Raw genomic sequence first — 13338 nt, 5'->3', positions numbered from 1 at the left:
CTACGGGGAAATCGGCTGGTGCGTGATCGGGCCGGCTGCGAGACTCCGCGCATGACTCATGGAATCGAGACCCACCCCGCCCGTTGAGCGCCCCGGAAGAGCGCGCCGCGCTCCCTCCCGTGCCCACCCCCGCGCTCCCTCCCGTGCTCCCTCCCGTACGCATCCCCGCGCTCTCTCCCGCGCCCTCGCTGTACGCCTGCGCCCTGCGCCTTCTTCGCGCGGAGCCCGACGGCAGGCTCCCCGAAGGGGGATACGCGCTGCCGGACCCGCCGGAGCGCCGCCCCCGGACCAGAACTTCCTGGAAGTCGGCCTGCGCGGCGTTGACGGAGGCGCTGGCCCCTCTGACATCCCGTACCGGCACCGGCACCGGCACCGGCACCGGCACCGGCACCGGCGTGCCCGGCGTGCCGGACATGGCCGACGTGGCACAGGCCGCTGAGGAGATTCATCTGCGCCTCGCCGGACTGAGCATCCGGGGCGGACACGTCCAGTCCGTGGTGACCGGGCTGACGCCGGCGGACGAAGGCTGGGCGCGTGCGCTCGGCCGGTGCCTGACGCGTACGGGAACCAGCCCCATGGCGGTCTGCGTCGGCCTCGCCCTCCTGACGCGCCTCGGCGAACCGGAGGACATCCCGTATCTCAGGGTCCTCGGCCGGCTCGGGGACCTCGCCGACCATGCCGTACGCGCGCTGGACCCCCTCGACAGCCCGACCGCGGCTCTGGTGTGGCTCGGTCATTACGCCAGGGGCCCGGAGCTGCGCGGCCTGGTCGACGCCCTGGCCGCCGGCGAGGAGTCCGCCGTACCCGGGCGGCTGGAGGCGGTCCTGCGGAAGGCGAGCGAGGTGCAGCCCGAGACCGCCCGCCGGGTCGCCGAGGCCGTCCGGCTCGCCGACCTCCTGCGGGCGGCCCGTCCCGGAGAAGCGGGGCTGGTGGCCGGGGCGGGACGGTTGCTGCGCCGGATGTCGAGCGCGAACGACGACCGGGCCGAGGTGCTGGCCTGCCCGGTGGCCGTCGGCCTCTTCGAAGCGTTCGCGGTACGGGCCGCCGAACTGCCGCCCACCCTCGACCACCACGCGATCCTGCTGTCCGTCGCGCTCGAACTGCACAGCGGCCCGAGCCGCCTGCTGGAGTGGGGGACGGGCCGGCGCGAGGCGCTGCTGGACGGTCTGGAGTCCGTGCTGCGCCGGCCTGACTGGCGGGCACTCCTGGACGGCGGGCCTGCGCGGGGCGGCGACCCCGCCGAACGGAGGCGGCTGGACTGGGCCCGGCGCACGGCCCGTCAGCCGTTCCGCCGCGATGCCGGGTGTACGGGTCCGGCGGGCCGGCTCAGGATCGAGGCCACCGTGCTCGACCCGGTGGATCCGGACATCGTCGAGACCCGCATTCTGATCGACGGGAGCCCCCTGGTGCCGGCCGCCTTCGGCCGGGGCGGCGCGCACGCCCCCGAGTACCTGCTGGACAGCGGCCGCCTGCGGGCCACGGACGAACCGCGGGAAGTACAGCTCGCGGAGGCGTACTGCACCGAGGGCTGCTGCGGCGCGCTCCACGTCACCATCCGCCGGGACGGGGACCACGTCATCTGGTCGGACTGGCGCCGCCCGCCCCCGCCGCCCTCCCTGCTGCCCGCGCGCGAGCTGCCCGAGTACCGCTTCGAGGCCGCCGCGTACGACGCGGAGATCGCGCGTGCCGAGAACGACCATTCGTGGACCTGGCCGGCCCGGAGGACCGCACGGCTGATCGCGGCGGGCCTGCGCGACCGGCCGGACCTGCTGACCCGCTGGGACGCCGAACCGGCCTGGATCGGCACCGTCTTCAGGGACCGGGACCGCACCGCCGTCTCCCTCAGGTGCCGCGCGAGGCCGGCCGCCGGGCAGAGCGGGGAGGACGCCCCCTGGCAGTACGTCATGTGGCACATCCCGGAGGACGGAACCGCCCCCGAGGACCGGGCCGCCGCCGCGCTCCGCCGGCTCGCCGCGGTGGACCCGAGGACGTACGGCGGGGGCGACGGCCGCCGATAGGGCGGGCCGCGCGCACTGCGCCTCCTGGTCGGCCCGGAGCGGTCTGGCGCCCCGTCACTGCCCCCAATGACCCGTAACGGGGCGGTCGGTGGCAGTACGGGATAGGCCGGGTGTTCGACGTTGAGCCCGGCATTGGGCCCTGGGGCCCATGCCGGGTCAGCGCCGCTGTGGTCGCATACGGATACCGGGGGGAACTGTCGCTGCGCCCACTCACAAAGCTGGGGAGACTCGCCGTGTCTGGCATACGAGAACTAGCGGTACCGGGTGGTGCTGACATGAGCACCACCGAGGTCCCTCCGGGCCGACAGCCATTGTCGCGCCCCTTGCAGGCGGTACTGATTCTCGTCCGACTGCTCTTCGCCGTCACGGTCGTCGGCGCGCTCGACGCGCTGTTCGCGGCCGCGGCGGTCGATGCGGTGGACGGCCGGCTGCTGGGCATGGTGCTGTACGCCTCGCTGCCCGGCATCGCCGGGTTCGTGCTGTCGTTCCGGGTGCGGACCGGTGGCGTCTGGATCCGGCGGGGGCTGCTGGCCGTGAGCGCCTGGCTCACGCTCGGAGCGCTGGCCACACTGGGCGACGCGAACGGCCAGGGCGTGGCCCAACTGGTGCTGCCCGTAGTCCTGATCGTCCTGCTGCTCCGGTCCCGTTCGCGGGCCTGGTTCCGGCTTCCCGTCGAACAGCGCGCCGAGCACCGGCCGTTCAGCATCGTGCGGCTGGTCAAGCAGCGGCGCGCCGACACCGGTCAGACCGCGATGGAGTACCTGGGCATGATCCTCGTGGTCGTCGCCCTCATCGGCGGGCTTGTGGCCACGGGGATCGGCGGGCAGTTGACCGGCCGGATCCAGGACGCCATCTGCCAGCTGACCGGCGGCGGCTGCGCGCCCTCCAACGTCGAAGCCGGTAACGGCGGCCAGGGGAACGGCGGCGGCAGCGGTGGTGGCGGCGGTGGGTCCGAGGGCGCGACCGTGACCGGTGGAACCGGTGCCGGCAACGCGGGCTCGGACGCGTCGGGCGGCAACGGGTCCGGAGGCAATGGTTCCGGGGGTAACGGAGCCGGAGGCAACGGGTCCGGAGGCAGTGGTTCCGGTGGGGCCGGGGGCAACGGCTCCGGCGGCTCGGGCGGCAGCGGATCCGGTGGGTCCGACGCCTCCGGCGGGACCGGCGGTACTGGTGGTTCAGAAGGAACCAGCGGTTCTTCTACAGAGGTCGACGCGGGTAGACAAGGCCCGGTCCCCGGCGGCTCCGGCGGCTCGGACGGCGGCTTCCTCGACGGCATCGTCGGCGACGGCGGTCTGCTGGGCGACGTCACCGGGGCCATCGACACGATCGCGCACCCCGTCGACGCCGCCAAGGGCGTCGTCGACCAGTACGCGCAGGTCGCGCACAAGGCCGGCGGCAAGTGGGACAAGGGCCAGTACGTGGCCGCCGCCGCGGACATGACCAACGGATCCGGCGGCGGTGTGTTCACCGGGCTGCCCGGGTCCGGTACGCGGGTCGATTCGGCGGTGCGTGACGCGCGACGGCAGTACCTCAACGACCGCATCCCGAAGGGCGGCAGCGCGGAGGGCCGCGAGTACTGGTGGAACGGGCTGACGCAGCAGCAGCGCGACGAGTACCTGGAGCTCTCCCCGGACCAGATCGGCAGCCTCGACGGAATTCCGGTGGCGGACCGTGACACGGCCAACCGCCGCAACCTGCCGGATCTGATCTCGAAGCTGGAGGGCAAGACCGACAAGACGTCGAAGGAGCAGCTGGCCGGGCTGAGGGAGATCGACCGGCAGCTGAAGGAGGGCAGCCAGCCCCCGATGTACCTCATCGGCATCAGCGACGAGGGCAACGGGCGGGCGATCGTCTCCTACGGAAACCCCGACACCTCGAAGAACGTGTCGGCCTACGTGCCGGGGCTGAACACCTCCCTCGACGAGGAGTTCGCGAAGAACGACCTCAAGCGCGCCCGTGACACCGCGATCGGCGCCCAGGGCTACGACCCGTCCAGCGCCTCGATCGTCTGGCTCGGCTACGACGCACCGCAGACGCCGGACGGGCTGAGCAGCCTGGCGGTCGCGGGCACCGGCCGGGCCGAGAAGGGCGGCGCGGCGTACTACGACTTCATGGGCGGCATCGCGGCCACCAACCAGAACAAGGACCCGCACATCACGGCCATCGGGCACTCCTACGGTTCGCGCACCGTCGGTGCCGCGACCCAGAAGCTCGGGGGGATCCCGGGGGTGGACGACATCATCCTGGTCGGCAGTCCCGGGGTGGGAGTGGACCGGGCCGTGGACCTCGGGGTCGGCGCCGGGCACGTCTACGTCGGTGCCGCGGCCAACGACCCGGTGACCAAGCTTCCGTCCAAGACGCAGGTCGTCGTGGGTGGGATCGGGATGATCCTGGGCGGACCGGCCGGCTCCTACATCGCCGGCGACCTGGCCGACCCGGGCGACGACGACCTCTGGTTCGGCAAGGACCCGGCGAGCAAGGCGTTCGGGGCGACGCGGTTCCCGGTGGACCCGGGCAAGCCCATGAGCTTCGACTCGCACTCGAACTACTTCAACCCGGCACGGGACGCCGTGTCCGCCGACAGCATCGCGCTTATCGTGTCGGGACACTCCGACCGGCTCAAGATGGAGGAACAGCGATGAGGCGCAGGTTCCAGATCGTTGCGGTGACTCTGGCCGCCGGCTTCGCACTGTCCGCCTGCGGCAGCGAGAACGCGCAGTCGGGTGCGAACACGAGCACCACGGCCACCAAGAGCGACAAGAGCGACAAGAGCACCCAGGGCACCAAGGGGAACGGCATGGACATGCAGGAGGCTGCCGACCGGGCCGACAGCATGCTCGACGCCGTGCTGAAGAAGATCGACCCCGAGGTGCAGTGGGCCCACGGCCAGACGACCAAGGGCAGCTGCGACGTGACGCGCAGGCGCACCGTGATGACCATCGTCTCCGCGGAACGGCGACAGGGCTTCCTCGACCAGATCGAGCAGTTCTGGCGCGCGAGCGACTACCGCATCAAGGCGAAGAACGTCGACGAGCAGTTCCCGGCGGTCTACGCGGTGTCCAAGGACGGCTTCGGGATCAGCGTGAGCATCCGGGCCAAGGGGCAGGCCTTCTTCGAGGCGGACACCCCTTGTGTGAAGGAGTCGAAGGTCGCCGAATCCACGGCTGCGCCGAACGGGCCGGCCTACAAGGGCGTCTACCCGCTCCCGAGCCCGAATGTGCGCTCCGACTTCTGGTCGGCCGCGGCCTCCTGATGGTCGCTCGGGCGTCCGGCCCCGCGCACCCGGTGCATCCGGTGCGCCGGGCCGGGCGCCCGGTGCGCCGGACCGGTGGTCCCGTGCGCCGGAAATGACGGCCCGGCACCCCGAGTGACCCGGAATACTCGCACACACCGTCGAAACCGCCCATGAACGGGGCCCCGATGGGGGATGGTTGAGGGGTGCGGAAATTCTGGGTGGTCGGTGGCATCGGTGTCGGCATGGCCATGTGCTTCGTGGCGCTGCTCGTCGTCGGTACGTACTCCGCCGCCGCCGGACTCGCGGGTTCCGGTGGCGGCGGAGCCGTTGCGCTGGCCAAGGGGGCCGTACCCGCGAAGTACCAGCCGCTGGTGCAGAAATGGGGCAACCTCTGCCCCGCCATCAACCCCGCCCTGCTGGCCGCCCAGCTCTACCAGGAGAGCGGGTGGAACCCCCGGGCCGAGAGTCCCGCCGCCGCGCAGGGCATCGCCCAGTTCATCCCCGGCACCTGGGCCGGCCACGGGATCGACGGGGACAAGGACGGCGACCGGGACGTCTGGGACCCCGCCGACGCCATCCCGTCCGCCGCCTCGTACGACTGCGAACTGGCCGGGTACGTGAAGAAGGTGCCGGGGGATCAGACGGACAACATGCTGGCCGCGTACAACGCCGGCGCGTACCGGGTGATCCGGTCCGGCGGGGTTCCGGACATTTCGGAGACCCGGAACTACGTCACCATCATCCGTTCCCTGGAGAAGAGCTTCGCCCGGCCGGTCGGGCGCGTGCAGCCCTCGCAGCAGGCGGCCGGGGCGATCTACTTCGCGCAGAAGAAGCTCGGTACGCCGTACCTCTGGGGCGGGAACGGCACACCCGAGCAGAACGGGCGGTTCGACTGCTCGGGCCTGACCCAGGCCGCGTACCGGACCGTGGACATCGAGCTGCCCCGGGTGGCGAACGATCAGTACAACGCCGGACCGCACCCCTCCAGGGACGAGCTGCTCCCGGGCGACCTCGTGTTCTTCTCCGACGACCTGACCAACTCGCGGGCCATCCACCACGTCGGGCTCTACGTCGGCGGCGGGTACATGATCAACGCCCCGTACACCGGGGCCGTGATCCGCTTCGACAAGATCGACACGCCTGACTACTTCGGCGCGACGCGCGTGACCAAGGACGGGGCCGCGGCCCTTCCGACGGCCCGGCCGGCGGCATGACGCAACGGCGGCGGTGGCCGGAACTCTCTGTGAAGCCTGGGCCCTGAGCTGCGACGATGAGTCACTCTTCGATAACGTCATGGTGATCATTCGGTGGAGAGTGGAACGCACGCTCGGGGGAGGTCGTTCCCTGAGGGGACCAGGACGACCGATTCGCGCAGTACCGGTCCACGCAGTACGGATCGGACGCAGTGCCGATCAGACGCAGTGATCGAACCGACACGGGGGTTCGTCAAAGCGGTGCACATGGGTGTGCCCGCAGCAGCAGACAAGGCAAGGGGCCGCAGCAGATGGCTGGACTCGCACTGGATGGGTCGAACCCCGACGTCAGCCTGCTCTACGACATCAACGGACTCGCGAAGTCCGCTCCCACCTGGTTCGACCGGGTCATGGAGTTCGTCGGTGAGTACGGAATCATGCTCGGCATGGTCCTCGTGGTCCTGTGGTGCTGGTGGAGTGTGCGCCGGCGCGGCACGGCCGACGACTCGGTGACGGCGGTCGCCGGCCTCGTCTGGGCGCCGCTCGCCGCCGGGATCGCGCTCCTGATCAACATCCCGATCCGCGGATTCGTGCACCGGCCCCGCCCGTTCAAGGACCACCAGGGGCTGGACGTCCTGGTGGCGGGGAAGAACGACTTCTCCTTCGTGAGCGACCACGCCACGATGGCGATGGCACTGGCCGTCGGGATCTTCGTGGCCAACCGGAAGTTCGGCATCGCCGCGATCGCGCTCGCCCTCCTGGAGGGCTTCTGCCGGATCTACATGGGCGTCCACTACCCGACCGACGTCGTCGGCGGATTCGCCCTCGGCACCGCGGCCGCCCTGCTGCTCGCCCCGCTGGCGATGATGCTGCTGACCCCGCTGGTGGCGGCGGTCTCGCGGACGGACCGGTTCGGCCGGCTCGTCCGGTCGCGCCGGCCGGTGCCGGTGGCGGCCGCCGGGGGCCCGGCCGGGGCGTTCGGAATCCCCGAGCCGAGACCGGGCACGTGCGGCGGCGACGGCGAGAAGGACCTCGCCGCGTAGGACCCGCCCGCGCCTTTCCGCTCTTCTGGAGCGCCTGTCTTCCGGAGCGCCTGCGGAAGGCGAATCCTCTAGAGCGCCTGCGGGAAGGCGAAGAGGCGCTCCGGGTCGTACCGCTTCTTCAGATCGGCGAGGCGGTCGGCCGCCGAACCGTAGTAGGCCCGGCGCCAGTCGGTCAGCGCCGGGTCGGTGTAGTTCTGGTACGCCGCTCCGGACGCGTGCCGGCGCATCGCCGCATGGGTGTTTTTCAGCCAGTCCTGCTGGGCGGTGCCCGCCGTGCCGGGGGTCCAGGAGGCGATGTACTGCGCGAGCACCCGTGAGCCCCGGTGGACGAAGGCCGTCGACTGCGGGGAGACCCGGTTGATCGCCCCGCCGAGCGCGGTGAGCGCGACGGATCCGCCGCCCCCGGCCGCCGTCACCGGGATCCGGGCGAACGCCTCGGTCCGGTCGAGCAGGGCCTGCACCCCCGCCGGGGACAGCGAGCGGTCGTAGAAGTCGGACGCGGCGGCGTACGTCTCGCGCTGGAGGGTGCCCTGGGTGGTGCGGCCGGGCGTCGTCCCCGGCAGATGGCACTGCGCATCGGTGATGCCCGAGCAGCCCGCGTACACGAGCATCGACTCCTGGTAGCTGCGGCGGCGCAGCGATACGGAGGAGGCCGGGGCGCCGATCCGGTCGGCGAGGAGGTCGACGGCGTTCTGCAGATCGCCGTATGTGCCGAGGCTGAACGCGGCGACCGAGACGGTCGGGTTGCCGCCCCCGGGGCCGGCGGCGAGGTGCGCGGAGGACCAGATCTCGTCGGGCTGGTCCGGGCCCCACTCCTGCCAGGCCGAGACGACCGACCGGGCACGTGACCACGGCCAGGACATGTACGCGGTGACGGTCTGCGGGACCGGGCGGGTGCGGAACGTCAGCTCGGTGACCACGCCGAAGTTGCCGTTGCCCGCGCCGCGCAGCGCCCAGAAGAGGTCCGGGTGGTTCTCGGCGTCCACGGTGAGGGTCTTGCCGTCGGCCGTGACGAGGGTCGCCGCGGTCAGGCTGTCGCAGGTCAGGCCGTACGCGCGGGAGGCGACGCCGTGGCCGCCGCCGAGGGTGAGGCCGGAGATGCCGACGGTGGGGCAGGAGCCGCCGGGGATCGTCAGACCATTGCGGGCGAGGCCCTGGTAGACGTCGATGAGCTTGGCGCCCGCGCCGATCGTGCCGCCGCTCCCGACGCGGGAGAGCGACGAGACGTCGAGGACGAGGCGCCCGTTCCCGCTGGACCAGCCCGCGTACGAGTGACCGCCGCTGCGGATGGAGACGGGGGTGCCCGAGCGGCGGGCGAAGGCCAGGCACTCGCGGATGTCCGCCTCGTGCCGTACGTAGGCGACGGCCGCGGGCTTCAGGTCGTCGAAGCGGGTGTTGTAGAGCTGACGGGCGGTCGGATACGAGGCGTCCTGGGGCCGTACGAGGCTGCCGTCGAGGCTCTTGGCCAGGGCGGAGAAGTCCGCCGGCCCGGTGGGGGCGGTCTTCGACGGAGTCGATGGAGTGGGGGAGGCGTCCGTGCCGCCCGAGGTGCCGGAGGCGTCGGACGGGCCGGTGGAGCCGCCGCCGGAAGTGCCGCTGCAGGCGGTGGCGGTGACGCCGGTGAGTATCGCGGCGGCGCCTGCGGTGAGCAAGGTGCGCCGGGCGGGAGGGGTGCGCCGGGCGGGCAGGGGCGGCAGGTTCATCGGATCTCCGAGTCTTGGCGCTCATGGGCCGGCCGGCGGTGGGTGGGGGAGGCCGGGCGTGGGGGGATCGGCTGGAGAGGTCGGGGACAGCGGAAGGGCAGGGGAGAGGGAAAGGCAGGGGGAGGCGGAACGGTGGGGCGGCGGGAGAAGTCAGGGTGCCGCGAGGTGTTCCGCGGCGTCCATACGTGCCCGGTCTCTGGACCGGCGGGCCGGGCCGGACCAGCCGCAGGCGCAGCGCGCGGTGCAGAAGGAGCCGCGTTCCACGGTGGTGGGCCGGTGCCCGGCGGACGCGGGGGTGGGGGCGGTCGGCGGGACCTCGTCGGTGCGTCGGTCATACACCCGTCCACGGTACTGGCCGCGGCCACCCGGCGGTGTGCCCGGTGGGGGCGGCGTGACGGGGGACACGGGCGGTCGTTATCCGGAACGGACGGGCCTCTCGGGCAGGCGTTACGCGTTGGGGGTTGGCAGGCGATGGTGGTGCAGCAGCACAGGTCCGGAGGCGGGGCGCGCGCTGTCTGCGCCCTTGCCGTGGCGGGCGTGATGGCGGCGACCGCCGGGTGCTCGGCGGGCGGTGGCGGTGACCGGGCCGTGGCCGACGAGCGGGGCGGGGCCGACTCCCTCGACGTGGTCCGCCGCGCGGCCGCGGTGCTCGCGGGGACGGTGAGCGGGACCGGGACGGCGGCGGTGGCCGGCACCGCTCCGGACTCCGGCACCCGCACCGGCACCGGTACCGCCGAGGTGCGTACGTCGATGGAGACCGCGGCCGGCGGGACGCGGGTGACCATCCGGGGCCGGGGCACGTACGACTTGCGCACCCGGACCGGCCGGCTCACCGTCGTACTGCCCAAGGACCCCGCCGGTGAGGACGAGCACCGCCCCATCACCGAACTGCTGGCTCCGGGCGCGCTCTACATGAAGAACCGCGGCGCCGGGGTACCCGCCGACAAATGGGTCAGGGTGGACACGACGGCTCTGGAGGACGGCAACCTCGTCACCGGCGGGGTGACCGATCCGATGGCCGCCGCCGAACTGCTGCGCGGGGCGCGGCAGGTGACGTACGTGGGGAAGACCGAGCTCGCCGGCGTCGCCGTGCGGCACTACCGGGGGACGGCGGACATCGGACTGGCCGCGCGCGAGGCCGCGCCCGGGTCGCGCGAGGTGCTGGCCGCGGCAGCGAAAGGGTTCAGCAAGGACACGGTGCCGTTCGACGCGTACCTCGACGAGCAGGGGCGGCTGCGCAAGGTGCGCCACCGGTTCAGCTTCGCCAACGAGGGGCCGGCGGTGGAGGTGGTGTCGACCACACTGCTGTACGGGTTCGGGGTGCCGGTCTCCGTACGGCTGCCGGACGGCCGTGACATCTACACCGGGCAGATCCGGCAGCGGTAGGGGCGCGGCGCAGGGGTGCGGCCGGGAGCGGATGCGGGATGCGGGGCGCGGATGCGGGATGCAGGGTGTGGATGCGGACGGTGACGTAGGCATGCCGGTGCCGATGAAATGGTCCGTCCGTGCCATGCGTGGCGCGTGGTCCGCTCCCTAAGCTTGCCGGGAGGGGCACCGGGAAGTTGGCGACGGCAGTGAGAGGCGAGTGACGTGGTGACGCTCAGCGTGCGGACCGTATCCGATCAGGTGGCCCTCGCCGAGATCGAGCTCTGCGGCGAGCTGATGATCGCCGCGTCGGCCGCGATCGGGGAACGGCTCAGCGCGGACCGCATCGACGAGGTGCTCAACGTCCGCGTGATCACCGAGCGGACCACCGTCCCCCGGCAGGGCGACCACCGGGGGTGAGCGCGGCCCGGCACCCCCGCCATCAGGTGCGGAGCAGCCGGGCGACCGCCTTCGTGGCTTCCTCGACCTTGGCGTCGATCTCGTCGCCGCCCTTGACCGCCGCGTCCGCGACGCAGTGCCGCAGGTGCTCCTCCAGCAGCTGGAGGGCGAACGACTGGAGCGCCTTCGTGGACGCCGATACCTGGGTCAGTATGTCGATGCAGTAGACGTCCTCGTCGACCATGCGCTGGAGGCCGCGGATCTGGCCCTCGATCCGGCGCAGCCGCTTGAGGTGCTCGGCCTTCTGGTGGTGATAACCGTGTATGCCCCGGTCGTGGTCGGTGACGGGGGATTCCGTCTCCGCGGTGGTGCCCGCGGCCTCGGTGGTGGTCATTACTGCCTCCCGTTTTCCCTTTACCCTGCCGTTTATATACCCCTGGTGGGTATATCCTAACGAATTCATCTGAAACGTGACCGGGGGCCCGTGCTGATCACTGTGCCTGATGCGCGACACTGAAGAACGCCGGTTAGCCGTGGCCGGATGATGCGCCTAGCATCAGCCTGACCGAATCCAAAGCACCCCGAGGACCCCACGTGCGCTTTCGTCTGACCCCCAGGGAGACGAGCTTCTACGACATGTTCTCCGCATCCGCGGACAACATCGTCACGGGCTCGAAACTCCTGATGGAACTGCTCGGGGCGGACTCTGCCTCCCGAGTCGAGATCGCGGAGCGCATGCGGGCAGCGGAGCACGCGGGGGACGATGCCACCCACGCGATCTTCCACCAGCTGAACTCCTCTTTCATTACGCCGTTCGACCGTGAGGACATTTACAACCTCGCGTCGTCGCTCGACGACATCATGGACTTCATGGAGGAGGCCGTCGACCTGGTTGTGCTGTATCAGGTCGAGGAACTCCCCAGCGGCATTGCCCAGCAGATCGAGGTGCTGGCCCGGGCGGCCGAGCTGACCGCCGAGGCGATGCCGGGGCTGCGGACGATGGACAATCTCACCGAGTACTGGATCGAGGTCAACCGTCTGGAGAACCAGGCCGACCAGATCCACCGCAAACTGCTCGCTCATCTCTTCAATGGCAAGTACGACGCCATGGAGGTGCTGAAGCTCAAGCAGATCGTGGACGTGCTGGAAGAGGCGGCCGACGCGTTCGAGCACGTCGCCAACACGGTGGAGACCATCGCGGTCAAGGAGTCCTGAACCACGTGGACACCTTTGCGCTGATCGTGACCATCGGTGTCGCGCTCGGCTTCACGTATACGAACGGCTTCCACGACTCGGCGAACGCCATCGCCACGTCCGTCTCCACCCGTGCGCTCACCCCGCGTGCGGCGCTGGCGATGGCCGCGGTGATGAACCTGGCCGGTGCGTTCCTCGGCAGCGGTGTCGCCAAGACCGTGAGCGAGGGTCTGATCGCGACGCCCGAGGGCCACAAGGGGATGGGAATCCTCTTCGCCGCGCTCGTCGGCGCGATCATCTGGAACCTCGTCACCTGGTACTTCGGGCTGCCGTCCTCGTCCTCGCACGCTCTGTTCGGCGGAATGGTCGGCGCCGCGCTGGCCGGCGGGACGATGGTGCACTGGGACGGGGTGCTCGACAAGGTCGTCATCCCGATGTTCGTCTCCCCGGTCATCGGCCTGGTCGTCGGCTATCTGGTGATGGTCGCGATCATGTGGATGTTCCGGAAGTCCAACCCGCACAAGGCCAAGCGCGGTTTCCGGATCGCCCAGACGGTCTCGGCCGCGGGCATGGCGCTCGGCCACGGTCTCCAGGACGCGCAGAAGACCATGGGCATCGTGGTGATGGCGCTGGTCATCGCCGATGTCGAGAGCCCGAGCGACCCGATCCCGGTCTGGGTGAAGCTGGTCTGCGCGCTGATGCTCTCGCTGGGTACGTACGCCGGTGGCTGGCGCATCATGCGGACGCTCGGCCGGAAGATCATCGAGCTGGACCCGCCGCAGGGGTTCGCGGCGGAGACGACGGGCGCGTCGATCATGTTCGGCTCGGCGTTCCTGTTCCACGCGCCGATCTCCACGACGCATGTGATCACCTCCGCGATCATGGGTGTGGGCGCCACGAAGCGGGTGAACGCCGTCCGCTGGGGTGTCGCCAAGAACATCATCCTGGGCTGGTTCATCACGATGCCGGCCGCGGCCCTGGTCGCCGCCGCGAGCTACGGCGTCGTGGTGCTGCTCTTCGGCTGACGGATCGCGCGGCCGGCGGGCCGCGGCAGTACCGGAAACGGGGCCGCCCCCACTCCCTCTGCGGGGAGTGGGGGCGGCCCCTTCGCCTTGCGGTGGCACCGCCATGCAGCACCTCAAGGCAGTTCTGGGGACGGGGCCGGTTCGCCGGGGGCGCGGCCGGCCC

At 71.4% G+C, this 13338-nt stretch carries 12 protein-coding genes; 9 read left to right on the top strand and 3 right to left on the bottom strand.

The window, feature by feature from the left end:
• Positions 1-143 precede the first annotated feature (143 nt).
• The 5 genes from ABZ622_RS04285 to ABZ622_RS04265 all read left to right on the top strand — a co-directional run bounded on the left by ABZ622_RS04285 (position 144) and on the right by ABZ622_RS04265 (position 7489).
• Entirely contained in the window at positions 144-2018 is a 1875-nt protein-coding gene (locus ABZ622_RS04285; protein ID WP_360540136.1) for a hypothetical protein, read from the top strand.
• 311 nt (positions 2019-2329) lie between these two features.
• Positions 2330-4660 (top strand): alpha/beta hydrolase, encoded by a 2331-nt coding sequence (locus ABZ622_RS04280; protein WP_360540285.1) that lies wholly within the window; start codon positions 2330-2332, stop codon positions 4658-4660.
• Entirely contained in the window at positions 4657-5271 is a 615-nt protein-coding gene (locus tag ABZ622_RS04275; RefSeq protein WP_360540134.1) for a hypothetical protein, read from the top strand. Before ABZ622_RS04280 ends, ABZ622_RS04275 begins: the two co-directional genes overlap by 4 nt.
• A 185-nt stretch (positions 5272-5456) precedes the next feature.
• Positions 5457-6467, top strand: a complete 1011-nt coding sequence (locus tag ABZ622_RS04270; RefSeq protein ID WP_360540132.1) for a bifunctional lytic transglycosylase/C40 family peptidase — start codon at positions 5457-5459, stop codon at positions 6465-6467.
• Positions 6468-6757: 290 nt separating this feature from the next.
• A complete protein-coding gene (locus tag ABZ622_RS04265; protein ID WP_360540130.1) occupies positions 6758-7489 on the top strand; it encodes a phosphatase PAP2 family protein in 732 nt (243 codons plus the stop codon).
• Between the two features lie 68 nt (positions 7490-7557).
• Here ABZ622_RS04265 and ABZ622_RS04260 read toward each other — a convergent pair whose 3' ends face one another.
• Both ABZ622_RS04260 and ABZ622_RS04255 read right to left on the bottom strand, forming a co-directional pair.
• Positions 7558-9192 carry an FAD-binding oxidoreductase gene (locus ABZ622_RS04260; RefSeq protein ID WP_360540128.1) on the bottom strand — a complete coding sequence of 545 codons (1635 nt, stop codon included), beginning with the start codon at positions 9190-9192 and terminating at the stop codon, positions 7558-7560.
• Positions 9193-9342: 150 nt separating this feature from the next.
• Positions 9343-9531, bottom strand: coding sequence for a hypothetical protein (locus tag ABZ622_RS04255; protein WP_360540126.1), 189 nt, complete (start codon positions 9529-9531; stop codon positions 9343-9345).
• Positions 9532-9663: 132 nt separating this feature from the next.
• Here ABZ622_RS04255 and ABZ622_RS04250 point away from each other — a divergent pair, with 132 nt between their 5' ends.
• The gene (locus tag ABZ622_RS04250) at positions 9664-10578 is read left to right on the top strand and encodes a hypothetical protein (RefSeq protein ID WP_360540124.1); all 915 of its coding nucleotides are present in this window, start codon (positions 9664-9666) and stop codon (positions 10576-10578) included.
• Positions 10579-10782: 204 nt separating this feature from the next.
• Positions 10783-10977 carry a hypothetical protein gene (locus ABZ622_RS04245; protein WP_360540122.1) on the top strand — a complete coding sequence of 65 codons (195 nt, stop codon included), beginning with the start codon at positions 10783-10785 and terminating at the stop codon, positions 10975-10977.
• A gap of 22 nt (positions 10978-10999) precedes the next feature.
• Here the strand turns inward: ABZ622_RS04245 and ABZ622_RS04240 are convergent, their stop codons facing one another.
• Entirely contained in the window at positions 11000-11350 is a 351-nt protein-coding gene (locus ABZ622_RS04240; RefSeq protein WP_360540120.1) for a metal-sensitive transcriptional regulator, read from the bottom strand.
• 200 nt (positions 11351-11550) lie between these two features.
• On the opposite strand from ABZ622_RS04240, the gene ABZ622_RS04235 reads away from it, so the two are divergent.
• Together ABZ622_RS04235 and ABZ622_RS04230 are read left to right on the top strand one after the other, a co-directional pair.
• Positions 11551-12171 carry a DUF47 family protein gene (locus ABZ622_RS04235; protein WP_266914048.1) on the top strand — a complete coding sequence of 207 codons (621 nt, stop codon included), beginning with the start codon at positions 11551-11553 and terminating at the stop codon, positions 12169-12171.
• 5 nt (positions 12172-12176) lie between these two features.
• On the top strand, positions 12177-13175 hold the full coding sequence (locus ABZ622_RS04230) for an inorganic phosphate transporter (RefSeq protein WP_093540205.1): 999 nt from the start codon (positions 12177-12179) through the stop codon (positions 13173-13175).
• The last annotated feature ends 163 nt before the right edge of the window (positions 13176-13338 follow it).

This window comes from Streptomyces sp. NPDC007164, assembly GCF_040634135.1.
GTDB lineage: Bacteria > Actinomycetota > Actinomycetes > Streptomycetales > Streptomycetaceae > Streptomyces > Streptomyces sanglieri.
Note: the sequence above shows the minus strand (reverse complement) of the source record. Positions and strands in the feature narration are given on the sequence as shown.

Excerpts from the sequence above, each read along its gene's own strand:
- ABZ622_RS04275 (WP_360540134.1), top strand. The coding sequence starts at position 4,657 with ATGAGGCGCAGGTTCCAGATCGTTGCGGTGACTCTGGCCGCCGGCTTC.
- ABZ622_RS04265 (WP_360540130.1), top strand. The coding sequence starts at position 6,758 with ATGGCTGGACTCGCACTGGATGGGTCGAACCCCGACGTCAGCCTGCTC.
- ABZ622_RS04260 (WP_360540128.1), bottom strand. The coding sequence starts at position 9,192 with ATGAACCTGCCGCCCCTGCCCGCCCGGCGCACCCCTCCCGCCCGGCGC.
- ABZ622_RS04250 (WP_360540124.1), top strand. The coding sequence starts at position 9,664 with ATGGTGGTGCAGCAGCACAGGTCCGGAGGCGGGGCGCGCGCTGTCTGC.
- ABZ622_RS04240 (WP_360540120.1), bottom strand. The coding sequence starts at position 11,350 with ATGACCACCACCGAGGCCGCGGGCACCACCGCGGAGACGGAATCCCCC.